Annotated in this window: 15 protein-coding genes; 10 read left to right on the top strand and 5 right to left on the bottom strand. The window is 72.6% G+C overall.

Features of this window, described 5'->3' with window-relative positions; translation table 11 throughout:
- Nucleotides 1-316 precede the first annotated feature (316 nt).
- The 4 genes from DEJ46_RS24675 to DEJ46_RS24660 all read left to right on the top strand — a co-directional run bounded on the left by DEJ46_RS24675 (nucleotide 317) and on the right by DEJ46_RS24660 (nucleotide 8,346).
- A complete protein-coding gene (locus tag DEJ46_RS24675) occupies nucleotides 317-4,579 on the top strand; it encodes an FHA domain-containing protein (RefSeq protein ID WP_150269733.1) in 4,263 nt (1,420 codons plus the stop codon).
- Between the two features lie 123 nt (nucleotides 4,580-4,702).
- Entirely contained in the window at nucleotides 4,703-6,079 is a 1,377-nt protein-coding gene (locus tag DEJ46_RS24670; RefSeq protein ID WP_150269731.1) for an ABC transporter substrate-binding protein, read from the top strand.
- A gap of 9 nt (nucleotides 6,080-6,088) precedes the next feature.
- Complete coding sequence (locus DEJ46_RS24665) at nucleotides 6,089-7,426, top strand: carbohydrate ABC transporter permease (protein ID WP_150269729.1); 1,338 nt, start codon at nucleotides 6,089-6,091, stop codon at nucleotides 7,424-7,426.
- Nucleotides 7,423-8,346 carry a carbohydrate ABC transporter permease gene (locus DEJ46_RS24660; protein WP_150269727.1) on the top strand — a complete coding sequence of 308 codons (924 nt, stop codon included), beginning with the start codon at nucleotides 7,423-7,425 and terminating at the stop codon, nucleotides 8,344-8,346. Before DEJ46_RS24665 ends, DEJ46_RS24660 begins: the two co-directional genes overlap by 4 nt.
- A 50-nt stretch (nucleotides 8,347-8,396) precedes the next feature.
- Here DEJ46_RS24660 and DEJ46_RS24655 read toward each other — a convergent pair whose 3' ends face one another.
- Nucleotides 8,397-8,996: a TetR/AcrR family transcriptional regulator gene (locus tag DEJ46_RS24655; protein ID WP_190622874.1), complete on the bottom strand. Its 600-nt coding sequence runs from the start codon at nucleotides 8,994-8,996 to the stop codon at nucleotides 8,397-8,399.
- A gap of 139 nt (nucleotides 8,997-9,135) precedes the next feature.
- Here DEJ46_RS24655 and DEJ46_RS24650 point away from each other — a divergent pair, with 139 nt between their 5' ends.
- From DEJ46_RS24650 to DEJ46_RS24640, 3 genes are read left to right on the top strand one after another with little or no spacing between them, the layout of a single operon-like run.
- Nucleotides 9,136-10,116, top strand: a complete 981-nt coding sequence (locus DEJ46_RS24650; protein ID WP_150269724.1) for an ABC transporter permease — start codon at nucleotides 9,136-9,138, stop codon at nucleotides 10,114-10,116.
- Nucleotides 10,109-10,942 carry an ABC transporter ATP-binding protein gene (locus tag DEJ46_RS24645; RefSeq protein ID WP_150269722.1) on the top strand — a complete coding sequence of 278 codons (834 nt, stop codon included), beginning with the start codon at nucleotides 10,109-10,111 and terminating at the stop codon, nucleotides 10,940-10,942. The genes DEJ46_RS24650 and DEJ46_RS24645 overlap by 8 nt, the downstream gene beginning before the upstream one ends.
- Before the next feature lie 30 nt (nucleotides 10,943-10,972).
- Complete coding sequence (locus DEJ46_RS24640) at nucleotides 10,973-12,337, top strand: glycosyltransferase 87 family protein (protein ID WP_223835058.1); 1,365 nt, start codon at nucleotides 10,973-10,975, stop codon at nucleotides 12,335-12,337.
- Between the two features lie 95 nt (nucleotides 12,338-12,432).
- On the opposite strand, the gene DEJ46_RS24635 is transcribed toward DEJ46_RS24640, so the two are convergent.
- On the bottom strand, nucleotides 12,433-17,400 hold the full coding sequence (locus tag DEJ46_RS24635; protein WP_150269720.1) for an NAD-glutamate dehydrogenase: 4,968 nt from the start codon (nucleotides 17,398-17,400) through the stop codon (nucleotides 12,433-12,435).
- A gap of 431 nt (nucleotides 17,401-17,831) precedes the next feature.
- On the opposite strand from DEJ46_RS24635, the gene DEJ46_RS24630 reads away from it, so the two are divergent.
- A complete protein-coding gene (locus DEJ46_RS24630; protein WP_150269718.1) occupies nucleotides 17,832-18,386 on the top strand; it encodes a DJ-1/PfpI family protein in 555 nt (184 codons plus the stop codon).
- A 217-nt stretch (nucleotides 18,387-18,603) separates the two neighbouring features.
- Here the strand turns inward: DEJ46_RS24630 and DEJ46_RS24625 are convergent, their stop codons facing one another.
- Entirely contained in the window at nucleotides 18,604-19,272 is a 669-nt protein-coding gene (locus DEJ46_RS24625; RefSeq protein ID WP_150269716.1) for an HAD family hydrolase, read from the bottom strand.
- Between the two features lie 62 nt (nucleotides 19,273-19,334).
- Complete coding sequence (locus tag DEJ46_RS24620) at nucleotides 19,335-19,844, bottom strand: DUF6912 family protein (protein WP_150269714.1); 510 nt, start codon at nucleotides 19,842-19,844, stop codon at nucleotides 19,335-19,337.
- Nucleotides 19,845-20,118: 274 nt separating this feature from the next.
- Here DEJ46_RS24620 and DEJ46_RS40090 point away from each other — a divergent pair, with 274 nt between their 5' ends.
- Nucleotides 20,119-20,586 carry an Rv3235 family protein gene (locus DEJ46_RS40090; protein WP_150269712.1) on the top strand — a complete coding sequence of 156 codons (468 nt, stop codon included), beginning with the start codon at nucleotides 20,119-20,121 and terminating at the stop codon, nucleotides 20,584-20,586.
- Nucleotides 20,587-20,691: 105 nt separating this feature from the next.
- Here DEJ46_RS40090 and secA read toward each other — a convergent pair whose 3' ends face one another.
- Nucleotides 20,692-23,499: a preprotein translocase subunit SecA gene (gene secA / locus DEJ46_RS24610; protein ID WP_150269711.1), complete on the bottom strand. Its 2,808-nt coding sequence runs from the start codon at nucleotides 23,497-23,499 to the stop codon at nucleotides 20,692-20,694.
- 239 nt (nucleotides 23,500-23,738) lie between these two features.
- On the opposite strand from secA, the gene DEJ46_RS24605 reads away from it, so the two are divergent.
- The gene (locus DEJ46_RS24605) at nucleotides 23,739-24,326 is read left to right on the top strand and encodes a GNAT family N-acetyltransferase (protein WP_150269709.1); all 588 of its coding nucleotides are present in this window, start codon (nucleotides 23,739-23,741) and stop codon (nucleotides 24,324-24,326) included.
- Nucleotides 24,327-24,343: the final 17 nt, after the last annotated feature.

Below are 24,343 nucleotides of genomic sequence, written 5' to 3'. Positions count from 1 at the left end.
CAGGCGGAGATTGCCCTGAGTTTGTCCGGAAGAAGACGCTCCGCGGGTCTCGACGGTTGCCCTGCATGCTCCCGAGGCATGCCCAACCAGGCATTTTTTGGACCACAGCCGACCATTCAAGATCACTTGTGGCCGACCCGGGGGCGTGTTGTCGGTGGCAGGTGCGAGGATGCCTACAGCACGTCGCATCAGTGGGGTCGGGAGCCCCCCGCGCCGTGCCGACCTGTACCGGGCGACGCGTCCGTGCCGGGTGGGGGGAGTCACACAGGGCGGTCCCCCTGCCGGGCATCTCGCGCAGAAGGGACCGCTGACGGCGATGCAGATCCGGCTGACCGTCCTCGCGCCGCACACGGGCCATGGCAGCCACGGCGGCCACGGCGCCGCGCGCGCCTGCGACGTGCTCGTCACGGCCCCCGCCGGAACGGCGCTCGCCGCCGTCGCCTCCGGTCTGGCCGCCGCCGTCACGGGCCCCGACAGCTCCGCCTCGGGCACGACCGTGCTCTACGCGGGCGGGGACCGGCTCGACGGCCGGCGCAGTGTGCTCGGCGAGCCCCCGCTCGTCGACGGCGCCGTCCTCTCGCTCCAGGTCCCCGGCCCCGACGAGCGGGTCGGCGAGGCCGCGTCCGCCCGGCTCCACGTGGTCGCGGGCCCGGACGCGGGCGGAGTGCATCTGCTGCACGGCGGACCGATCAGAATCGGCCGCTCCGTCGACGCCGACGTGCCGCTCGACGACCCGGACGTCTCGCGCGCGCACTGCACCGTGACCGTCGGCGACGACGGCCGCGTGACCGTCTCCGACCAGGGCTCGACGAACGGGACGACGCTCGACGGCGTGCCGGTCGGCGACCGCCCGGTCCGGCTCCTCCCCGGCTCCCTGCTGCGCCTCGGCGAGTCCGCCCTCCGTCTGACCGGCCCCGGCGACGAGCCCGGCGGTACGGAGGCGTTGGCGACGGCCCCCGACGGCGAGGGCCATCTGCGCATCGCGCGCGGGACGGCCGGGCCGCCGAGCGGTGCGCCGACGCCCGTCGGCCTTTCGGGACACACGTCTGCCGACGCCACGCACGGGGGCGCGCGCGGTGTCCCGTACGACCCCTCCCACGCCCCGCACCGCACGTCCCAGGACGGCCGGAGCGGCGACGGGTACGTGGATCCGTACGCGCAGCCGTACGCCTCCGAGCCCTACCGCGACCGCCCCGATGCCTCCGCCTCCCCCTCCCCCGGCGCCTCCGGCCACGCGCGCGCGGAGGAGCCCGAGGGCGCCCACGACCCCGCCGGCGGCGAGGCCCACAGCAGGACCCGCCGGACCCGCCCCCAGGGCGCCGCGCCGGCCCCGGCACCCGGCCGCACGGGCGGGAAGCGCGGGCTCGGCGCGTGGGCCAGGCGCCTCACCGGCGGGCGCGAGGAGCTCCCGGCCCCGGACGGCGGCTCCAGGACCTCCCCGGACACTCACGCGGGCACTCCCGCCGACACCCTGGGCGGCGCCCGTACGAACCCCGGCGGACGGGACACGGCCACGGGGCCCGGCTCAGGGCCGGGAGCGGGCTCCGGGCTCGGACCGGGGCCTGTGGCGGACACCTGGCCCGACCCGGCCACCGTCCTGCTCACCGCCCTCGGCCCGGGCCCCCGCCTCTGGGAGCGGGCCCAGGACCACGCCGAGTCCCTTGTGGTCCGGCTCGGCACGACCGACCGCGCCGAGCTCTCCGGGGTGCCGGTCACCGTCGGACTGCGCGAGGCCGGTTCGCTCGGTCTCGCCGGCCCTGCCGACCGGCTCGCCGGGCTGGCCCGCTCGGTCGTGGCCCAGCTCGCCGCCCTGCACTCCCCCGCCGATCTGGAGATCGTGCTGATCAGCGCCGACCGGAACCGCTCCCTGGAGGAGCGGCGCCGCGCCTGGGGCTGGCTCGGCTGGCTCCCGCACGTCCGCCCGGCCCACGGCCAGGACTGCCGCCTGCTCCTGGCGTACGACCGCGAGCAGGCCCACGCCCGGACGACCGAACTGACCCGGCGGCTCGACGACGGCCCCCTCGGGCCCGGCTGGCCCAGCGCCGACCGCGCGTCCGTCGCCGAGGCCGCCGCGCGCCACACGGGGACGTCGACGGTCGTGATCGTCGACGGAGACCCCGGTTCCGCCGCGCTGCGCGAGACGGTCGCGCGCCTCGCGGGCGCCGGAGCGGCGGCGGGCATCCACCTCCTGTGCCTTGCCGAGGCGCCCTCCGCCACCCCGGAATCACCGGTCGCCGCCACCTACGAGACCGCCTGCACCGCCTCCCTCGCCTTCCGCGAGTGCGGGGCCGCCGTGCTCCTGAGCGGCGACGTGGCGACGGCGCTGCGCCTGGTCCGCACCTCCGGCGGGCGGGTCGCCGGCCACGGCACCGTCGGTGTGGTCGACGCGGTCTCCGTCGCCTGGGCCGACCGGTTCGGCCGGGCCCTCGCCCCGCTGCGCACGGAGACGGCGGCGGCACCGCACGGCCGGGCCGCCGCGCTGCCCCCGTCGGCACGCCTCCTCGACGAGCTGGGTCTCGCCCGGGCGACCCCCGCCTCCCTGCTGGCCCGCTGGGCCTCCGCCGGGGACGGGACGGCCGTGCTCGGCGCGGGCCCGCGCGGCCCGCTGTCGGTGGACCTCACCCAGGAGGGCCCGCACCTGCTGATCGAGGGCCCCGCGGGCAGCGGCCGGACGGAGCTGCTCCGCTCGATCGCCGCGTCCCTCGCCGCCGGCGGGCGTCCGGACCGTCTCGGCCTGCTCCTCGTGGACGGGGCGGGCGGCGACCGCGGTGAAGGCCTCGCGGTCTGTACGGAGCTGCCGCACGTCACCGAGCACCTCGTCGCCTCCGACCCGGTGCGGATGCGGGAGTTCGCGCAGGCGCTCGGTGCCGAGCTGAAGCGCCGGGCGGAGCTCCTGGGCGACGGCCACTTCGCCGACCGGCGCGGGTCCCGTTCCGCGCACACGGCCGCCGACCGGCTGATCGGCCAGCGTGCCCCGAGTGCGACGGAATCCGTGCCCCAGGCCGCCCGCGCGACGGTCCGCGTGTCCGACGCGGGCGACCTCCCGGACCGGCCGAGCGGCCGCACCCTGCGCACGGGCGACGGCACGATCGGCTCCCTGCCGAGCACACACGGCACCCGCACCCCGGACGGCGACATCGGCGGCCGGCCGAGCGGCCGGATCACGTACGCGGGCGCGGACGACGTGAACGGCCGCTCCAGCGGGCGCGTGCCGTACCCCGGCGCGGACGACCTCGGAGGCCGCTCCAGCGGACGCGTGCCGTACCCCGGCGCCGACGACCTGGGCGGCCGCCCCAGCGGACGTACCCTCCGCGTCGGCGACGACAACGACCCGCTCCGCCCCGGCGCGGACGACGTGGGCGGACGCTCCAGCGGGCGCGTGCCGTACCCCGGCGCGGACGACCCGAACGGCCGCTCCAGCGGGCGCGTGCCGTACCCCGGCGCGGACGACCTCGGAGGCCGCTCCAGCGGACGCGTGCCGTACCCCGGCGCCGACGACCTGGGCGGCCGCCCCAGCGGACGTACCCTCCGCGTCGGCGACGACAACGACCCGCTCCGCCCCGGCGCGGACGACGTGGGCGGACGCTCCAGCGGGCGCGTGCCGTACCCCGGCGCGGACGACCCGAACGGCCGCTCCGGCGGACGCCTCCCGTACCCCGGTGGCGACGACCTCGACAGCCGCTCCAGCGGGCGCGTGTCCCGCGCGGGCTCCGGGGACCTCGGTGACCGCCCGAGCGGGCGGGTGCCGTACCCCGGCGCCGGTGAGGGCGGTGACCGGGCCGGTTCCCGTGCGCGGTCCGCGGCCGGGGACGGGTTCCTGGCGGACACGCCCAGCGGGCGGCTTCCCCGGCGCGAGAGCGGGTCCCCGGACGACCGGCCGAGCAGCCGGACCCTCCGCACGGGCGACGGCGACCTCGCCGACCGCCCGAGCGGACGCGTACCGCACCCCGCCGGCGAGCAGCCCGGGACGGCCGACCAGGCAGCCGGGCGGATTCCGCGGCCCGCCGTCGGGGAGTCCGGCTCCGCCCGGGCGGCGGGCGCCGGGCCGCTGCCGCGGCTCGTCGTCCTCGTCGACGACTTCGACGCCCTGGTCGCCCCCGCGCTCGGAGCCTCCGGCCGCCCGGCCGCCGGCTCCGTGGTGCGGGCCCTGGAGGCCGTCGCCCGGCACGGCGAGCGGCTCGGGGTGCACCTCGTCGCGACCTCGTCGCGGCCGGACCGCACGGCCGACACGGAGCTGGCCCACGGGGCCCGGCTGCGGATCGTGCTCGACGCGCCCCCGGTGGCGGCGGGCCCGGACGTGCCGGCCGCGGGGCGGGGCAGGCTCGGCCACCCGGACGGCCGCGTGACCCCGTTCCAGGCGGGCCGCGTGACCGGCCGCATCCCGCGGACGGCCACGCTCCGCCCGGTGGTCGTCCCGCTGGAGTGGGAGCGGATGGGCGACCCGCCCACCCGCCGCCCGGTCCGCGAGCTGGGCAACGGCCCGACGGACCTGGCCCTCCTCGCGAGCGCCCTCGACCGGGCGGCCCGTTCGGTCGAGGCGACGCCCATACCGCCGCTCGCCCCCGCCACACGCGCCTGACGGAACGTCACGAGGGCGTCACGATCGCCCGCTTGACGCGGAAGGCGGTATTGCGGGGGCTCCGCAACCCGGCGTAGACCTGTCGGACGGGACAGCGACGCGCACGGGAGAGACGGGGCAGCGATGCGTACAACTCTTCGTCCACGCAAGACCGCAGTGACCCTCACCGCACTCACGGCGCTCACCGCGCTGGCCCTCGCGGCCTGCGGCGGGGGCGGTGGGAGCGACGGTGAGGCCGGCAAGGACCCGAGCGGCACCCCACCCGGCTCCGGCACCTCCCTCAAGGGCGAGAAGATCGAGGTCGCCGCCGTCTGGACGGGCCCGGAGCAGGAGAACTTCACCAAGGTCCTGCGGGAGTTCGAGAAGCGCACCGGCGCGACCGTCACCTTCGTGCCCGCCCAGGACCCGATCGTGAACTTCCTCGGCACGAAGATCGCCGGCGGCTCGCCACCCGACGTGGCGATGCTCCCGCAGGTCGGCGCGATCCAGCAGGCCGCCGCCCAGAAGTGGCTGAAGCCGGTCGGCCCCGAGACCGAGGCCCAGCTCGCCGCGAACTACTCGCCGGGATGGCAGCGGCTCGGCGCGGTCGGCGGCACCCAGTACGGCGTCTACTTCAAGGCCGCCAACAAGTCCCTGGTCTGGTACAACACCGCGGTCTTCGAGAACGCGGGCGCGACCGAGCCGAAGACCTGGAAGGAGTTCCTCACCACCGCCGAGACCATCTCGGCCTCCGGCGTCACCCCGGTCTCGGTCGGCGGCGCGGACGGCTGGACCCTCACCGACTGGTTCGAGAACGTCTACCTCTCCCAGGCGGGTCCCGCCAAGTACGACCAGCTGGCCAAGCACGAGATCAAGTGGACCGACCCGTCCGTCGCCGCGGCCCTCACCACACTCGCCGAGCTGTTCGGGAAGCCGGCGCTGCTCGCGGGCGGGACGAGCGGCGCACTGCAGACCGAGTACCCGGTATCGGTCACCCAGACCTTCACGGGCGGCGACCAGCCCAAGGGCGCGATGGTCTTCGAGGGGGACTTCGCGGCCGTCAACATCGCCCAGACGAAGGCGAGGATCGGTACGGACGCGAAGGTCTTCCCGTTCCCGGTGGTCGGCGGCGGCACCGCTCCGGTCGTGACGGCCGGCGACGCGGCCGTGGCGCTGAAGGACACCAAGGGCGCGCAGGCGCTGCTCGCCTTCCTGGCCTCCCCGGACGCGGCGAGGATCTGGGCGGCCGAGGGCGGCTTCCTCTCCCCCAACAAGAACCTGGACCCGGCCGCGTATCCGAACGACGTCCAGCGCGAGATCGCCAAGGCCCTCGTGGACGCCGGTGACGACTTCCGCTTCGACATGTCGGACCAGATGCCGCAGTCGTTCGGCGGGACCCCGGGCAAGGGCGAGTGGAAGGCGCTCCAGGACTTCCTGAAGAACCCGAAGGACGTCGCCGGGACGCAGGCGCGTCTGGAGGCGGACGCGGCGAAGGCGTACCGGGCCGCCGCGAAGAGCTGAGGCCCCGGCATGCCGAGGACCGCCCGCACCGACACCAGGAGCACCACCAGGGACAGGAAGAGGAGCAGGGCGGTCGCGGCGGGGTTCCTGCTCCCCGCGCTGCTCCTGCTGGGGGCGCTGGTCGTCTACCCGATCGGGTACTCCGTCCAGCGCTCGCTCTTCGACCGCTCCGGCTCCTCCTTCGTGGGCCTGGACAACTACCTCGCGCTCGTCACCGACGACTCGCTGCGCACCGCCGTGCGGAACAACCTGATCTGGCTGGTTCTCGCCCCCGCGGTCGCCACCGCCCTCGGCCTGCTGTTCGCCGTGCTGACCGAACGCATCCGCTGGGGCACGGCGTTCAAGCTGGTCGTCTTCATGCCGATGGCGATCTCGATGCTCGCGGCCGGCATCATCTTCCGGCTCGTCTACGAGCAGGACCCGGACCGGGGGGTCGCCAACGCCGTCTGGGTCGGGGTCCACGACACCTTCGCAGAGGCCTCGGGCTTCCCCCGGGCCCGGCCGCTCCCCGTCCACCCGCTCACGGCGGCCGGCGGCGGCGCGTACATCACCAAGGAGGCGGTACGCGCCGGGCAGCCCGTCCGTCTCCCGCTCGTCGGGGTGGCTCCCGGCCGGATGCCCGAGGAGGCCCGCCCGGCCCGCGAGCCCGCCACGCCGCCGGCCACCGGGGACGCGGTCACCGGAACGGCCTGGCTGGACTTCACCAAGGGCGGCGGCGGGAGGCCGAACGTCGTCGACCCGGCCGAACAGGGCCTCGCCGGGCTGCGGATCGAGGCGCTACGGGACGGGAAGGTGGTCGCCACCACCACAGCGGCGGCCGACGGCACCTTCACCCTGCCCGCCGACCGCGCCGACGGAGCCGTACTGCGGCTGCCCGCGAGCAACTTCCGGGAGCAGTACGACGGCGTGGAGTGGCTGGGCCCCTCGCTCGTCACCCCGGCCGTGATCGGGGCGTACGTGTGGATGTGGGCCGGCTTCGCGATGGTCCTGATCGGCGCCGGGCTCGCGGCCGTACCGCGCGAACTGCTCGAAGCGGCGCGGGTGGACGGGGCGAACGAGTGGCAGGTGTTCCGCCGGATCACGGTCCCGCTCCTGGCCCCGGTCCTCGTGGTCGTCCTCGTCACCCTGATGATCAACGTGCTCAAGGTCTTCGACCTGGTCTTCGTCATCGCGCCGGGCTCGGCGCAGGACGACGCGAACGTGCTCGCGCTCCAGCTGTACCGCTCGTCCTTCGGCACGGACGCGGACCTCGGGGTCGGCTCGGCCATCGCCGTCGTGCTGCTCCTGCTGGTGCTGCCGGTGATGGCGGTCAACATCCGTCGCATCCGAAGGGAGACCCGCCGATGACCTCCCTCACCCCGAGGACCTCAACCACGTCGGAGGCCTCAACCACCCCGAGGACCTCAACCACCCCCAAGGTCTCCACCGCCTCCAGGGTCGCGGCGCGCGCGGCCGGCGGCGCGGTCCGCGTCCTCCTCGTCCTGGCCGGCCTGTTCTGGCTGCTCCCGACGGCCGGGCTGCTCTTCTCCTCCTTCCGCGCGCCCTCCGACATCGCGGGGAGCGGCTGGTGGGAGGTGCTCGCGGCCCCGGCTCAGCTGACGACCGAGAACTACACCCGGCTCCTCGCGAACGGCACGATCACCGGCTCGCTCCTCTCCACCGTCCTGATCACCGTCCCGGCCACGCTCCTCGTCCTCCTCCTCGGCTCGTTCGCCGGATACGCCTTCGCGTGGCTGGAGTTCCCGGGCCGCGACTGGTGGTTCCTGGGGGTGGTGGCGCTGCTCGTGGTCCCGGTGCAGGTCGCGCTGGTCCCGGTGTCGAAGCTCTTCGGCGCGGTCGGGCTCTTCGAGACGACGCTCGGGGTCGTCCTCTTCCACACGGCGTTCGGCCTGCCGTTCGCGATCTTCCTGCTGCGGAACTTCTTCGCGGAGATCCCGCGCGAACTCCTGGAGGCGGCGCGGCTCGACGGGGCGGGCGAGGTCCGGCTCTTCACACGGGTGGTGCTGCCGCTCGGCGGTCCGGCGATCGCCTCGCTGGGGATCTTCCAGTTCCTGTGGGTGTGGAACGACATGCTGATCGCGCTGATCTTCGCGGACTCGCAGTCGCCGCCGATCACGGTGGCGCTCCAGCAGCAGGTCCGGCAGTTCGGCAACAACGTGGACGTGCTGGCGCCCGGGGCGTTCCTGTCGATGGTGGTGCCGCTGGCGGTGTTCTTCGCGTTCCAGCGGCAGTTCGCGTCGGGGGTGATGGCTGGCGCGGTGAAGTAGGTCCTCCGGGAGCGGTGCAACAGGCCCACCCGGAGCGGCTCGGGGACGCCTCAGGCGCGCAGCGCCGCCACCGCCGCGCGCGCGAGCCGGTCCACGTACCCCTCGGGCAGGGGCGTACGGACGACGACGAGGCGCCAGTAGAGCGGGCCGACGACGAGGTCGAGGGCCTCGGCCGGGTCGGTGTCCCCGGGGAGTTCACCGCGGGCGACGGCCTCGCGGACGATGCGGGCCATGACGCCCTGCTGGCCGTCGAGCAGCGCGTCGCGGATGGCGTCGGCGATCTCCGGCTGCCGTGCGGCCTCGACGAGCAGGTCGGGGATGACCTGCGAGGCGATCGGGTGGCGCAGGGCGTACGAGGCCATCTCCAGGAGCGCGCGGACGTCCCCGTCCAGGGAACCGGTGGCGGGCACCGGGACGCCCTGGGCGGCGAAGGCGCCGACGAGGTCGAGGACGAGCGCGAGCTTGGACTTCCACCGCCGGTAGACGGCGGTCTTGCCGACGCCCGCGCGGCGCGCGATGCCCTCGATGGACATCCGGGCGAAGCCGACCGCCGCGAGCTCCTCGAAGACGGCGTCACGGATCGCCTCGGTCACGTCCTCGCGGAGTACGGCGGCTCCGGCGGGGGTGCGGCGGGGGGTCGGTTCGCTCATGAACGGCATCCTAACCAACGACGACGTTACGACGATACGGTTGCGTTCCGACGTGAGAGCGCCCTAACCTCCACGTAGCGACGATACGGACCCGTTCCATCGCCGACGATGCCCGCACCCCTCGTCGAAAGCGCCCGCCGTGACCACCACCCCGACGCTCCCCGCGCCCGGCACGAAAGCCCCACAGGGACCCACCCCCGAGCCCCCCGGCCCCGCGCCCGGCGCACGAACCCCCGCGCCGCAGGCACCCGCCCCCGACCTCCGCGCGCTCGCCCTGCGCCACGGTCTGACCGTCAGCGGCGCCCGCCCCTCCCTCCCCGTCTACGTCCGGCAGCTCTGGTCCCGCCGCGACTTCATCGCCGCGTTCGCGACCGCCCGCCTCACCGCCCAGTACAGCCAGGCCCGCCTCGGCCAGGTCTGGCAGGTGATGACCCCGCTGCTCAACGCGGCCGTGTACTACGCGATCTTCGGCGTCCTCATGAACGCCAAGCACGGCGTCCCCGACTACGTCCCGTTCCTGCTCACCGGCATCTTCGTGTGGACCTTCACCTCCGACACGGTCCTGGCCGGCACCCGCGCGATCAGCGGCAACCTGGGCCTGGTGCGTGCCCTGCACTTCCCGCGCGCGAGCCTCCCGATCTCGCTCGCGCTGCAGCAGCTCCAGCAGCTCCTGCTCTCCCTCACCGCGCTCGGCGTGATCCTCATCTGCTGCGGCGAGTTCCCCACCTGGAGCTGGCTGCTCGCCGTCCCGGCGCTCGCCTGCCAGGCCCTCTTCAACGCCGGCGCGGCCCTCGTCCTCGCGCGGCTCGCGGCCCGCACCCCGGACATCAGCCAGCTGATGCCGTTCGTGCTGCGCACCTGGATGTACGCCTCCGGAGTCATGTGGTCGATCCAGAACCTCGCGAGCACCGCCCGCTTCCCGGACACCGTGGTGCTGGCCCTCCAGTGCAACCCCGCGGCGGTCTACATCGACCTCATGCGCTTCGCGCTGATCGAGAGCTACACGGCGGCTCAGCTGCCGCCGCACGTCTGGGCACTGGCCGCCGGCTGGGCCCTGCTCGCCTTCACGGGCGGCTTCATCTGGTTCTGGAAGGCGGAGGAGACGTACGGCCGTGGCTGACATCCAGGAAACCCCCACCCCCACCCCCACCGTCGTCGTCGACGACGTCCACATCACCTACACGGTCCACGGCGGGCACCCCGGCGGCCGGGGCAGCGCCACCGCCGCCCTCGGCCGGATGCTGCGCCGCGGCCGCACGGTCCCGGCCGGCCGCCGGGTCCACGCCGTGAAGGGCGTGAGCTTCGCGGCGTACCGGGGCGAGGCGATCGGCCTGATCGGTTCGAACGGTTCGGGCAAATCGACGCTCCTGAAGGCCATCGCGGGCCTCCAGCCCGTCGAGAAAGGCCAGGTCTACACCCACGGCCGACCCGCCCTCCTCGGCGTCAACGCGGCCCTGATGAGCGATCTGACCGGCGAGCGGAACGTGGTCCTGGGCGGCCTCGCCATGGGCATGAGCCGCGCGGAGGTCCGCGAGCGCTACGACGGGATCGTCGAGTTCTCCGGCATCAACGAGAAGGACGACGCCATCTCCCGCCCCATGCGGACGTACTCCTCCGGGATGGGCGCCCGGCTGCGCTTCTCCATCGCCGCCGCCAGGAGCCACGACGTCCTGCTCATCGACGAGGCCCTGTCGACCGGCGACGCGCGCTTCCGGCGGCGCAGCCGGCGGCGGATCGACGAGCTGCGGGCGGAGGCGGGGACGGTCTTCCTGGTCAGCCACTCGAACTCCACCGTCACGGAGACCTGCGAGCGCGCGCTGTGGCTGGAGGCGGGGATCCTGCGGATGGACGGCCCGGCGAAGGAGGTGGTGGCGGCGTACGAGGAGTTCACCGCGGCAGCAGCCACGGCGGGCGCACCCGGCACAGCGGACACCAAAGCGGAGTAAACAAGACATAGCGGACTACAGTGCGGAGGGATGACGAACGAGCACCCGCAGCCGCCACGCCGGGCCCGGACCGACCCTCCGTCACCCGCCACGCCCCGGTCCCCCACCGCGCCGGCCTCGCCCACCGCACCCCCTCCCCCCTCCCTGACCGGGTCCCCCTTCGACTCGGACACCTTCACCTCCGCCACCTTCGTGACGGTCGGCCGCGGCCCCACCCTCGCCCTCGCCGCCGTCTGGCTCCTCACCCGCGTCGGCATGCTCCTGCTGCTGCTCCGCGACGACCTCGGCATCGGCGGGGTCGCCCGAGAGGTGGACCTCTACCGGCACTGGTACGGGCAGTTCGCGAACGGCACCTTCCCGCCGGGCGACGTCACCTGGCAGTACCCGCCCGGCGCGGGCCTCGTGATCATGGCACCGGGGCTCCTGCCCTCCCTCACCTACTTCCAGGCCTTCGTGGTCCTCGCCCTCCTCGCGGACGCGGTCATCACCTTCGCCCTCGCCCGCGCCGACAGCGAGCGCGTCACGCACGGCGCCTGGTACTGGGTCTGCGGCCTCCCGCTGCTCCTGCACCTCCCCCTCGCGCGGTACGACGTCCACACCACCGCCCTCGCCGTCCTCGCCCTGCTCGCCGTCAACGCCCGCTCGACGGGCGCCCATCAGTTCGGCGGCGCGCTCGCCGGGATCGGCGCCATGGTCAAGGTCTGGCCGGCGCTCACCCTGATCGGCACGCCCCGGGGCCGTACCACCCGCGAGGCCTGGACCGCCGCCGTCACCGCCGCGGTCGCCCTCGTCGCCACCCTCGCGCTGTTCTTCTCCGGCTCGTTCGGCTTCCTCCGCATGCAGGGCAACCGCGGCATCCAGGTCGAGTCCCTGGGCGGCACCGCCCTCGCGCTGGCCAAGGCCGCGGGCATCTGGCCGGGCCGGGTCGAGTTCCGCTACGGCTCCTTCGAGTACGTCGGCCCGTACGCCTCCAGCCTGGGGCACCTCGCGCTGCTGCTCACCGTCATCGCCCTCGGCTGGCTGCTGCTCTGGCGCGTCCGGGCCCGGCGCTGGACCCCCGCGACCCCGCTCGACGCGGCCTTCGCCGCCGTCCTGCTCTTCACCGTCACGAGCCGGGTCATCAGCCCCCAGTACATGGTCTGGCTCCTCGGCCTCGCGGCCGTCTGCCTGACCTCCCGCCGGACCGTGATGCGCCCCGCGGCCCTGCTGCTGCTCCCGGCGGCCGCGCTGAGCTCGCTCGCGTACCCCGTCCTGTACCTGGAGGTCCTCGCCGGCACGCCCTCCGGCATCACCGTCATGGCCGTCCGCAACGCCCTGCTCCTCGCGGCGGCCCTGCTCGCCGCCCGCCGCCTGTGGACCTCGACGGTCACCGGGCCCCCCGAGCAGGCCGACTGAGGATCAGGCCGCCGGAGGACGAGGGAAGGGCCCCACCGGAAAACCGGTGGGGCCCTTCTCCACGTGCTTCACACGGCTAGCCGTGCTTCACAGGACTAGCTGTGCGAACGCAGCAGCGTGCGCATCGTCCGCATGGCCACCGACAGGTTCGCCAGGTCGAAGGTGTCCGAGCCCTGGATCTCCTCCAGGGTCGTCCGCGCGCGGCCCAGGATCGCCGCGTTCTTCTCCTCCCAGGCCTTGAACCGCTCCTCCGGGCTCGACGTGCCGTTGGCGGCCGTCAGGACGTCCGCGGTGAGCGCCGAGTGCGCCGCGAAGAGGTCCTCGCGGATCGAGGCGCGGGCCATCGACTGCCAGCGGTCGCTGCGCGGCAGCTCGATGATCCGGTCCATGAGGTCGGTGATCCGCAGCCGGTCGGCCAGGTCGTAGTAGACCTCGGCCACCGCGAGCGGCTCCTTGCCCGACCGGTCCGCGATCGCGACGATGTCGAGGATCGGGAAGGCGGACGAGAAGCCGGCGACCCGCAGCGCGAGCTCCTCCGGCACGCCGACCTCGGTCAGCTCGGTCACGATCGACTGGTACCACTCCAGGTCCGCGCCGTGCAGCAGCTCCGGCAGACGGCCCCAGACCTCCTCCACCCGGTCGGCGAAGAACTCGATGGTCTCGCCGATCTGCAGCGGCTGCGGCCGGTTGTTGAGCAGCCAGCGGGTGCCGCGCTCGACGAGCCGGCGGGAGTGCAGCCGCATCCGGGTCTGGACGTCGGCGGGCACCTGGTTGTCGAGCGCCTCGACGGCGTCCCAGACCTGGCCGAGGCGGAAGACCACCCGGGCCGCGGTCTGCGCGCGGACGATCTCCTCGATCGACGCGCCGGTCTCCTCGCGGAGGCGGTGCAGGAAGGTCGAGCCACCGGTGTTGACGGTGTCGTTGACCAGGACCGTGGTGATGATCTCGCGGCGCAGGGCGTGGTTGTCGACGGCCTCGGTGAACTTCTCGCGCAGCAGCGTCGGGAAGTACGCGTGGAGCAGCCCGCGCAGGTACGGGTCGTCCGGGAGCTCCGTACCGATCAGCTCGTCGGCCACCGTGATCTTGGTGTACGCGAGGAGGACGGCGAGCTCCGGCTGGCTCAGGCCCCGGCTGTTGTTGAGCAGCTCGCGGATCTGCCGGTCGTTGGGCAGGAACTCCAGCTCCCGGGAGAGGCTGCCGTCGCGGCCCAGGCGGCGCATGAAGCGCTGGTGGGCGTGGAGCAGCGAGGGCGACTGGGTGACGGCGTTGGCGAGGGCCGTGTTCTGCGCGTAGTTGTTGCGCAGGACGAGCGTGCCGACCTCGTCCGTCATCTCCGCGAGGATCTTGTTGCGCTGCTTGACGGTCATGTCGCCCTCGGCGACGAGCCCGTTGAGCAGGATCTTGATGTTGACCTCGTGGTCGGAGGTGTCGACGCCGGCGCTGTTGTCGATGGCGTCGGTGTTGACCTTGCCACCCTCGCCCTCGGGGCCGCCGGTGCGGGCGAACTCGATGCGGCCCAGCTGGGTCGCGCCGAGGTTGCCGCCCTCGCCGATGACCTTGGCGCGGACGTCCTGGCCGTCGACGCGGATGGCGTCGTTGGCCTTGTCGCCGACGTCGGCGTTGGACTCGGCCGAGGACTTGACGTACGTACCGATGCCGCCGTTCCACAGCAGGTCGACGGGCGCGTGGAGCACGGCCTTCATCAGCTCGGCCGGGGTCATCTTGGTGACGCCGTCCTCGATGCCGAGGGCGGCCCTGACCTGCGCGTTGACCGGGATGGACTTGGCGGTGCGGGGGTGGATGCCGCCGCCTGCGGAGAGCAGCGAGGTGTCGTAGTCCGCCCAGGACGAGCGGGGCAGGTCGAAGAGGCGGCGGCGCTCGGCGTACGAGACGGCCGCGTCGGGGTTGGGGTCGATGAAGATGTGCCGGTGGTCGAACGCGGCGATCAGGCGGATGTGCTCGCTGAGCAGCATGCCGTTGCCGAAGACGTCACCGGACATGTCGCCGACGCCGACGACCGTGAAGTCCTCGGTCTGGGTGTCGTGGCCCAGCTCGCGGAAGTGGCGCTTGACCGACTCCCAGGCGCCGCGGGCGGTGATGCCCATGCCCTTGTGGTCGTAGCCGGCCGAGCCGCCGGAGGCGAAGGCGTCGCCGAGCCAGAAGCCGTATGCCTCGGCGACCCCGTTGGCGATGTCGGAGAAGGTCGCGGTGCCCTTGTCGGCGGCGACGACGAGGTAGGTGTCGTCCTCGTCGTGGCGGACCACGTCGAGCGGCGGCACGACCTCGCCCGCGACCAGGTTGTCGGTGATGTCGAGCAGCGCCGAGATGAAGGTCTTGTAGCTCTCGATGCCCTCGGCGAGCCAGGCGTCACGGTCCACGGACGGGTCCGGGAGCTGCTTGGCGACGAAGCCGCCCTTGGCGCCGACGGGCACGATGACGGTGTTCTTCACCATCTGCGCCTTGACCAGGCCGAGGATCTCCGTACGGAAGTCCTCACGGCGGTCGGACCAGCGCAGACCGCCTCGGGCGACCTTGCCGAAGCGCAGGTGGACGCCCTCGACGCGCGGCGAGTACACCCAGATCTCGAAGGCCGGGCGGGGCGCGGGCAGGTCGGGGATGGCCTGCGGGTCGAACTTCATCGACACGTAGGAGTGCGGGGCGCCGTCGGCGGACTTCTGGAAGAAGTTCGTCCGCAGCGTGGCCTTGATGACGGTGAGGAAGGACCGCAGGATCCGGTCCTCGTCCAGGCTCGCGACCTGGTCGAGGGCGGCGTCCAGCTCCTCCAGGAGCGCGTCGATCAGCTCGGTGCCGGCGCGCTGGCGCTCCGGGGCCATCCGGGCCTCGAAGAGGTTGACGAGCAGCCGCGTGGTGTGGACGTTGTTACGGAGGGTGTCCTCCATGTAGTCCTGGCTGAAGGTCGCACCGGCCTGGCGCAGGTACTTGGCGTAGGCGCGCAGCACCATCGCCTCGCGCCAGTTGAGCCCGGCGGAGAGGACGAGGGAGTTGAAGTTGTCGTTCTCGGCCTCGCCGGTCCAGGTGGCGGCGAAGGCCTCCTGGAAGCGCTCGCGGGCGTCGTCGCCGAGGTAGTCGCCGCCGTTGCCGGTCGGGAGCGGCATCCGCAGACCGAAGTCGTAGACCCAGGCGTGGGTGCGGTCGGCGCAGCGCAGCTCGTACGGGCGCTCGTCGGTGACCTCGACGCCCAGCCGGTTGAGGACCGGCAGGACGGCGGAGAGGGAGATCGGATCGCCGGTCTTGTAGATCTTGAAGCGGCGCTCGCCGGGGCCGGCGACGACGGGCTCGTAGAGCGAGAGCGCGAAGTCCTTGTCCGTACGGGCGAGGGCCTCCAGGTGGACCAGGTCGGCGACGGCCGCGCGCGGCGAGTGGTCGGCCTTGTAGCCCTCGGGGAAGGCGTTCCCGTAGCGGCGCAGCAGCTCGGCGGCGCGCTCCTCGCCCAGCTCGGCGTTGAGCGCCTCGCCGAAGCCGTCGGCCCAGGAGCGGGCGGCCTCGACGAGCCGGGACTCGATGCGGTCGACGTCGGCGTCGGTCAGCTTGGCGAGCTCGGTGCCGGGCTTGACGCGGACGACGAAGTGCAGCCGGGAGAGGATCGACTCGGTGTTCCAGGCGGTGAAGTCGACGCTGGTGCCGTCGAGCTCCTCCTTCAGGATGTCGATGATCCGCAGCCGGACGCGGGTCGTGTAGCGGTCGCGCGGCAGGTAGACGAGGGCCGAGTAGTAGCGGCCGTACTCGTCCTGGCGCAGGTACAGCCGCAGCCGGCGGCGCTCCTGCAGGTAGAGAACCGACGTGACGATGGACTGGAGCTGGTCGACGGGCGTCTGGAACAGCTCGTCGCGCGGGTAGGTCTCCAGGATCTGGAGCAGGTCACGGCCGTCGTGGCTGTTCGGCGAGAAGCCGGCGCCCGCCAGGACCTCCTGGACCTTGCGCTTGACGACGGGGACGCGGCGGACGGACTCGGTGTAGGCGGCGGACGAGAACAGCCCGAGGAACCGGCGCTCACCGATGACGTTCCCGTCGGTGTCGAACTTCTTCACACCCACGTAGTCGAGGTACGAGGGGCGGTGCACGGTCGCCCGGCTGTTGGCCTTCGTCAGGATCAGCAGCTTGTGCTCGCGCGCCTTGGCGCGGGCGTCGGCGGGCAGCCGACTGAAGGAGGGCGAGACGGGGTGGGCGTGGTGGCCCTCGTCGTCGCCGGCGTGCTGCGGGTCGGAGCGCAGGATGCCGAGGCCGGTGCCGGGCACGGCGGACAGGGCGTCGCCGTTGACGAGCTCGTACTCACGGTAGCCGAGGAAGGTGAAGTGGTCGTCGGCGAGCCAGCGCAGCAGCTCGCGGGCCTCGTCCACCTCGGTGGGGCGCAGGTCGGAGGCGGTGGGCTCGGCCGGGAGGCCCTCGGCGATCCGCAGAGCGGCATCGCGCATCTTGTCCCAGTCCTCGACCGTCTCGCGGACGTCGGACAGGACGCGGAGCAGGTCCGCGGTGATCTGCTTGAGGTCGGCGCGGTCGGTCTCGCGGTCGATCTCGACGTGGATCCAGGACTCGGTGAGCGCGTCGTGCGGCAGCTCGCCCTCGATCTGGGCCGCCAGGACCTCGATGAGCCTTCCGGCGACGTCACGGCGGACGAGGACCTGCGGGTGGATCACGACGTGGATGCCGCGGCCCTGGCGGGACAGCTCGTTGGTGACGGAGTCGACGAGGAAGGGCATGTCGTCGGTGACGACCTCGACGACGGAGTGGCTGCTGGTCCAGCCGTTCTCCTCCACCGTCGGGGTGTGGACGCGCACGTTCGCGGTGCCCTGCGGGCGGTTCTCCGCGAGCCGGAAGTGAGAGAGCGCGGCGCCGAACACGTCGACCGGGTCCCGGTCGCCGAGGTCCTCCGGCGCGGTGTGCAGGTAGTAGCGCTGGAGGTATTCGAGCACGGTGTCCCGGTCCGGGCGCTCGCCCGAACCGCCAGGGCCCGTCGGAAGTCGCCCCCCGACCGGGCTGTGCTCAGCTACCCGAGCGGCCCTTTCGAGCAGCTCGGCCTTGGCTTCGTCCAGCTTGGTCTGCATGTCCTCTGACTCCTGTCGCGCGCCGTTGCGTGACGTCGGTGGAAGAAAGGGCACAACGCCACGACGCGGTGATTCCTGTCGAAGACGACGGTATGCCCGGATGAGAGATGCCCAGGTCGTTATCGGCCACAGAACGCGGCGCGCCCGGACGGAGAGGATCGGCGAACGCACGGTCGACCCGACCGCTGTAGCGGGTCGGGCGGCAGCCGGGGGCTTCGCTGCCCCCACGGCGTATCGCGCTGATCACGGCAAAAGCCTATCGCTCTCGCCCCCCGAAGCGTCATGAGCCGTATGCGTACAAAAGAGCGGGCCAAGTTTGACGATATGGACAGCGACACGTGTCCTCTTGGCAAAGCGGCCCGCCCGGGGCAGCGTGTACGCAAGCATGGGCACAGCACGACAGACCGACCCATCTGTGACCTGGGAGAGCCATGGCGAAGATCCTGATCGTGACCGGGGACGCGGCGGAGTCGCTGGAGGTGATGTACCCCTACCAGCGCCTCCTTGAGGAGGGTTACGAGGTCGACATCGCCGCCCCCGCCCGCAAGCAGCTCCGCTTCGTCGTCCACGACTTCGAGCCCGGCTTCGACACGTACACGGAGAAGCCCGGCTACACCTGGCCCGCGGACCTGGCCTTCTCGGAGGTCGACCCGGGCGCGTACGTGGCGGTGGTGATCCCGGGCGGCCGGGCACCGGAGTACCTGCGCAACGACCCGGAGCTCCGCAAGATCCTGAAGGCCTTCTTCGACGCGGACAAGCCGGTGGCCCAGATCTGCCACGGCCCGCTCCTGACGGCGGCGGTCGGCGGCCTGGAGGGCCGCAGGGTCACGGCGTACCCGGCCCTGGAACTGGACATGCAGGCGGCCGGCGCCACCTTCCAGGACACGGCAGCCGTGGTCGACGGCCTCCTGGTCTCCTCCCGGGCCTGGCCGGACCACCCCACCTGGATGCGCGAATTCCTGAAGATCCTCCGAACAAAGTCCTGACCGCGGGCCGGGTGCCAGGGCTGGTTGCGGATCTGCACCCGGCGAGTGCCGGCATGCGTTCCGCCGGGGCGTGGGCGTCCCCCCTCTGGGGGAGCATGCCCACAACCACCCACCGGGCCGCACCCGGCCCCCACCGCGCCCACCAAAGGACAGAGCCACCCTGCGGACGCAGCCCGCGGACAGCCTCAGCCGCCCCGCCCCGCAGGGGTGACAGGCCCTAGACCAGCTCCTCGGCCACAGCGACCGCCTCCGCGAGCGAGTCCACCACCGGCGCACCCACCCGCTCCAGCGAAGCCCGACTGTGCGACCCCCCGGTGTAGAGCACCGCCTTCGCACCCACGTGCGCCGCCGCCACCGCGTCGTCCGCCGCGTCGCCGATGACGACCACCCGGTCCGCCGGGACGGCGAGCGCGGCCAGGTGCCGCACCATGTGCCCGGACTTCCCGTCCTTCGACGCGTCGACGCGCCCGTCCATCCGCACGAACCGCTCGGCGATCCCGTGCCGCCGCACCAGCGGTATCAGCTCCGTGTGCGGCGCCAGTGACAACAGCGACTGCGTGAACCCGGACTCCTGCCGCGCCGCGAGCAGCTCCGCCGCGCCGGCGGTCAGCAAGCAGGCCTCGGCCCGCTGCCAGTAGTGCCGGTGGAAGGCCCCGTCCATGACGGTCCACTCCTCGTCCGTGGGCAGCCGCCCCATCAGCCGCTCGTAGAACTTCGGCACCGGCACCGTGTACAGCTCGCGGTACCGCTCCAGGGTGATCGATTCGAGCCCGAGCTCGGCGAAGGCCGCGTTCGTCGCTCCGATCACCGCGCCGATGTCGTCGAGCAGTGTCCCGTTCCAGTCCCAGACCAGATGCTTGCCGCGCAAGCCGTCGTGCTTCCCCATGGAGAAACGGTACCGGCCCCCTCCGACAACGCCCCCGGCCCGGGGCCGACCCACCTGCCCCACTACCGCCGCAGCAGCTCAGGAATCTCCTGCACCCCGAACCACAGCAGCTCATGGTCCTCGGCCCCGTCCACGACGAACTGGGCGTCGTCGTCGCCCTGGTCCGCCGCCCCGAGCGCGCCCGCCGCCGCCGTGACGTCCTCCACCGCGTCGTCCGCGTCGGCGTGCACCGCCCCCGCCTTGGCCAGCGGAACCGGCCCCGTGATCCGGACCTCGCCGATGGAACCGGCGTCGTGCCCCCCGTCGGGGTCGGCGGCCACGTCCTTGTCGGCCACGTCGACGGCGAGGACGACCCGGCACCGGGGCGCCCCGGGAAGGCCGGCGAGGAGCCGCAGGGAGGCGGCCGCGGCCCGGTTGAGCGCCGCGTACTCCAGCTCCTCGATGTCGTCGGAGACGTACCACTCGCGCAGTGCGGGGGTGACGGCGTACGCGGCGATCGGTCCGGGCCCCAGCTCGCCTGCCGTGTGCACCTGTGCGAGACCGGGGAGGGTCAGAGGGACGTACACGCGCATGGCTGGCCGCTTTCGTAGACGGAGAGGCCCTCAGGATACGTGCGGAGTCCCCCTTCGGGGCGGCAGGCCGAAGGCGCCGCCCGTCCACCGCGGTCACCCCCCTCCAAGCCCCTGAAGAGCCACTTTTCCCCCGCGTCACCCTGATAGGTGATCCCGCCCGATGGCTCCCGCGCGGCCAGGGACTCCTTGCGGGGGCTCCGACCCCGCCCGTACAAGATCCCCAACAGAAGTTACCGACCGGTACCACTCGGTTACGCAACGACAGGGGCTCACCATGGACAGCTACACGGCCACCACCCGCCCGCGCACTCCACGCCCCCGCACCGCCCCCGGCGGCCCCGCCGGCACGAGGCCTCGCGGCGGCGCGGGCACCCACCCCCGGACCCCGGCCCCGCCGCGAACCCTCCCCCCGCACACCGTCTTCGCGGAGCGCCTGCTCGCGGTGCTCAGCGGCGAGCGGCCGGTCCACTGGATGCTCGGCCACACCGTCGGCGAGGCCTACGAGCAGCTCGTCCACCTCGCGCCGGCGACGCCCCTGCGGTCGCTCGGCCCCCGCCCGGTCCTGCGCCGCTGCTCCGTCCAGCTGGACCGGCACCGCACGGCCATGGAGGCCTTCGCGAGCATCGCCACCGGCCGCCGCGTCCGGGCCATGGCATTCCGCCTGGAGCTCGGCGCCGACCAGCGCTGGCGCTGCGCCGCCGTGGAGCTCGACGGACTCGGCGTGGCCGCCCGGCACCCATGACGAAGGGGCCGGCACCCACCGGGTACCGGCCCCTCCACTCACGACCTCACAACGTCCACCGCATCAGCAGCCCGCGTCACGACGCAGACCGCGTCAGCGGCCGCGTCACTTCTTGCGACGACGCCCGCCGCTCGCGTTCTTCTGCGCCTTACGACGCTCCGCCCGCGTCATCCCGTCGCCGGAGTCGTCACCGGACTCGAAGTCGCCCTCGACGACCCCGCCGTCGCCGTCGACGGTCGGCGCGGAGAAGTGCAGCCGGTCCGGCCGCTGCGGCGCGTCGAGCCCCTTGGCGCGGATCTCCGGACGCCCGTTCCCGGCGGGGACGGCGTCCGTCTTGTCGAGCGAGGGAGCGCTCGACTGCACCGGGACCTCCTCGACCTGCTGCTCGACCTGGACCTCCAGGTTGAACAGGTAGCCGACGGACTCCTCCTTGATGCCCTCCATCATGGCGGTGAACATGTCGAAGCCCTCGCGCTGGTACTCGACCAGCGGGTCCTTCTGCGCCATGGCGCGCAGGCCGATGCCCTCCTGGAGGTAGTCCATCTCGTAGAGGTGCTCGCGCCACTTGCGGTCCAGGACCGACAGGACCACACGCCGCTCCAGCTCACGCATGATCTCCGAGCCGAGCTGCTTCTCACGGGCGTCGTACTGCTCGTGGATGTCGTCCTTGACCGACTGGGCGATGAACTCGGCGGTGATGCCGGCCCGGTCCCCGGCCGCGTCCTCCAGCTCCTCGACGGTGACCTTCACCGGGTAGAGCTGCTTGAACGCGTTCCACAGACGGTCGAGGTCCCACTCCTCCGCGAAGCCCTCGGCGGTCTCCTGGCGGATGTAGTCGTCGATCGTGTCGTCCATGAAGTGCTGGATCTGCTCGTGCAGGTCCTCGCCCTCCAGGACGCGGCGTCGCTCGCCGTAGATGACCTGACGCTGCCGGTTGAGGACGTCGTCGTACTTCAGGACGTTCTTGCGCGTCTCGAAGTTCTGCGTCTCGACCTGCGACTGCGCGGAGGCGATGGCACGGGTGACCATCTTGTTCTCGATGGGCACGTCGTCCGGCACGTTGGCCATGGCCATGACGCGCTCGACCATCTGCGCCTTGAACAGGCGCATCAGGTCGTCGCCGAGCGACAGGTAGAAACGGGACTCGCCGGGGTCGCCCTGACGGCCGGAACGACCGCGCAGCTGGTTGTCGATACGGCGCGACTCGTGGCGCTCGGTACCGAGGACGTACAGGCCGCCGAGCTCCTTGACCTCCTCGAACTCCGCCTTCACGGCCTTCGCGGCGCGCTCCAGGGCGCCGGGGAGGGCCGCGGCCCACTCCTCGACGTGGTCGACCGGGTCGAGACCCGCCTGGCGCAGCTCGGCCTCGGCGAGGTCGTCCGGGTTGCCGCCGAGCTTGATGTCCGTACCGCGACCGGCCATGTTCGTGGCGACCGTGACGGCGCCGCGGCGGCCGGCCTGGGCGACGATGCTGGCCTCGCGGTCGTGGTGCTTGGCGTTGAGGACCTCGTGCTGCACCCCGCGCTTGGAGAGCTGCTGCGAGAGGTACTCGGACTTCTCGACGGAGGTCGTGCCGACGAGGATCGGCTGACCCTTCTCGTGCTTCTCCGCGATGTCGTCGACGACGGCGGCGAACTTGGCGACCTCGGTCCGGTAGATCAGGTCGGACTGGTCCTTGCGGATCATCGGCCTGTTCGTGGGGATCGGGACGACGCCCAGCTTGTAGATCTGGTGGAACTCGGCGGCCTCGGTCATGGCCGTACCGGTCATGCCGGAGAGCTTCGAGTACAGGAGGAAGAAGTTCTGCAGGGTGATCGTGGCGAGGGTCTGGTTCTCGTCCTTGATCGCCACCCCTTCCTTCGCCTCGATCGCCTGGTGCATGCCCTCGTTGTAGCGGCGACCGGCGAGGATACGGCCGGTGTGCTCGTCGACGATCATGACTTCGCCGTCCATGACGACGTAGTCCTTGTCCTTCTTGAACAGTTCCTTCGCCTTGATGGCGTTGTTCAGGTAACCGACGAGCGGGGTGTTCACCGACTCGTAGAGGTTGTCGATGCCCAGCCAGTCCTCGACCTTGGCGACGCCCGCCTCGTGGATGGCGACGGTGCGCTTCTTCTCGTCGACCTCGTAGTCGCCGGTCTCCTCGATGCCCTTGAGCGGGTTGCCGGGCTCGCCCTTGGAGAGGCGGGTGACCAGCTTGGCGAAGTCGCCGTACCACTTGGTGGCCTGGTCGGCCGGGCCGGAGATGATCAGCGGCGTACGGGCCTCGTCGACGAGGATCGAGTCGACCTCGTCGACACAGGCGAAGTTGTGGCCGCGCTGGACGAGCTCGTCCTGGGACCACGCCATGTTGTCGCGGAGGTAGTCGAAGCCGAACTCGTTGTTCGTGCCGTACGTGATGTCGCAGGCGTACTGCTCACGACGCTGGGCCGGGGTCATGTTGGCGAGGATGCAGCCGACCTGGAGGCCCAGGAACCGGTGCACGCGGCCCATGAGCTCGGAGTCACGCTCGGCCAGGTAGTCGTTCACCGTGATCAGGTGGACGCCCTTGCCGGAGAGCGCGTTGAGGTACGCGGGGAGGGTGCCGACGAGGGTCTTGCCCTCACCGGTCTTCATCTCGGCGACGTAGCCCAGGTGGAGCGCGGCGCCACCCATGAGCTGTACGTCGTAGTGGCGCTGTCCGAGGACGCGCTTGGCCGCCTCGCGGACCGTCGCGAACGCTTCCGGCATGAGGTCGTCGAGGCTCTCGCCGTCGGCGTACCGCTGCTTGTACTCATCGGTGAGCGCCCTCAACTCGGCGTCGGAGAGGTTGACGAAGTCCTCTTCGATGGAGTTGACCTGGTCCGCGATGCGGTGCAGTTTGCGCAGGATCTTGCCTTCGCCTGCACGCATGAGCTTGTTGAAGACGGACACTGAGGCTGGTCTCCTTGCCGGTCGGGCCTGGCACTGGGTCTTGTGATCGACGCGAGCGCGGGCACGGCAGGTGGTCCCCACCGCAACGGCCATCGTAAGCGAGACCGCCCTCGCGAAGGGAGGCCCGCAGTGCCCGAGCCGCGAGGCCACCCTCACAGAGAACGCACGAGGTGGGCGGAAGGTGCCGCCCCACCCGAAAAGTGTTCGCTTCCGGCCGGGCGGCTCACGACAATCCAGTCATGGAACCGATCACCCTCACCACCGATCGACTGCGCCTGCGGAACTTCGTCCCCGGCGATGCCGACGCGGTGTACGACATCTGCCAGGACCCGGACATCCGGCGCTGGACGGTCGTACCGGACCCGTACACCCGGCAGGACGCCGAGTTCTTCCTGCACCGGCTCGTGCCGGACGGCTGGCGCGAGGACTCGGACTACACCTTCGCCGTCGAGCCGGTGGCCGGCGGCCCGCTGCTCGCCGCGGTCTCGCTGACCAGCCGCGGCTCGGGCGTCTGGGAGGTCGGTTACTGGCTCCGCGCGGAACACCGGGGCCACGGCTACATGACGGAGATCGTCAGGGCGCTGGCCCACTGGGCGTTCACCGGCCTGGGCTGCACCCGGCTCCTCTGGCGCGCCGAGCTCGGGAACGCCGGGTCGCGCGCGGTCGCCGAGCGCGTCGGCTTCGCCGTTGAGGGTGTCCAGCGGGCCGGCCTCGTCAACAAGGGCACGCTCCGCGACTGCTGGGTCGGCGCCCTGCTCCCCTCCGACTTCGGCCTGCCGAGCCCGCTGCCGTACCTCCCGGCCCGCGATCAGCCCGCCCAGGCCTGATCGCGGGCCCGGTTGTC

It is taken from the genome of Streptomyces venezuelae (genome assembly GCF_008642375.1).
GTDB lineage: Bacteria > Actinomycetota > Actinomycetes > Streptomycetales > Streptomycetaceae > Streptomyces > Streptomyces venezuelae_G.
This window is presented reverse-complemented; position numbering and strand designations above follow the sequence as displayed.

Coding starts and splice junctions, on each gene's coding strand:
- DEJ46_RS24660 (WP_150269727.1), top strand. CDS start 7,423: ATGACCTCCCTCACCCCGAGGACCTCAACCACGTCGGAGGCCTCAACC.
- DEJ46_RS24620 (WP_150269714.1), bottom strand. CDS start 19,844: ATGCGCGTGTACGTCCCTCTGACCCTCCCCGGTCTCGCACAGGTGCAC.
- DEJ46_RS24630 (WP_150269718.1), top strand. CDS start 17,832: ATGGCGAAGATCCTGATCGTGACCGGGGACGCGGCGGAGTCGCTGGAG.
- DEJ46_RS24635 (WP_150269720.1), bottom strand. CDS start 17,400: ATGCAGACCAAGCTGGACGAAGCCAAGGCCGAGCTGCTCGAAAGGGCC.
- DEJ46_RS24655 (WP_190622874.1), bottom strand. CDS start 8,996: ATGAGCGAACCGACCCCCCGCCGCACCCCCGCCGGAGCCGCCGTACTC.
- DEJ46_RS24605 (WP_150269709.1), top strand. CDS start 23,739: ATGGAACCGATCACCCTCACCACCGATCGACTGCGCCTGCGGAACTTC.
- DEJ46_RS40090 (WP_150269712.1), top strand. CDS start 20,119: ATGGACAGCTACACGGCCACCACCCGCCCGCGCACTCCACGCCCCCGC.
- DEJ46_RS24625 (WP_150269716.1), bottom strand. CDS start 19,272: ATGGGGAAGCACGACGGCTTGCGCGGCAAGCATCTGGTCTGGGACTGG.
- DEJ46_RS24665 (WP_150269729.1), top strand. CDS start 6,089: ATGCCGAGGACCGCCCGCACCGACACCAGGAGCACCACCAGGGACAGG.
- DEJ46_RS24675 (WP_150269733.1), top strand. CDS start 317: ATGCAGATCCGGCTGACCGTCCTCGCGCCGCACACGGGCCATGGCAGC.
- DEJ46_RS24670 (WP_150269731.1), top strand. CDS start 4,703: ATGCGTACAACTCTTCGTCCACGCAAGACCGCAGTGACCCTCACCGCA.
- DEJ46_RS24640 (WP_223835058.1), top strand. CDS start 10,973: ATGACGAACGAGCACCCGCAGCCGCCACGCCGGGCCCGGACCGACCCT.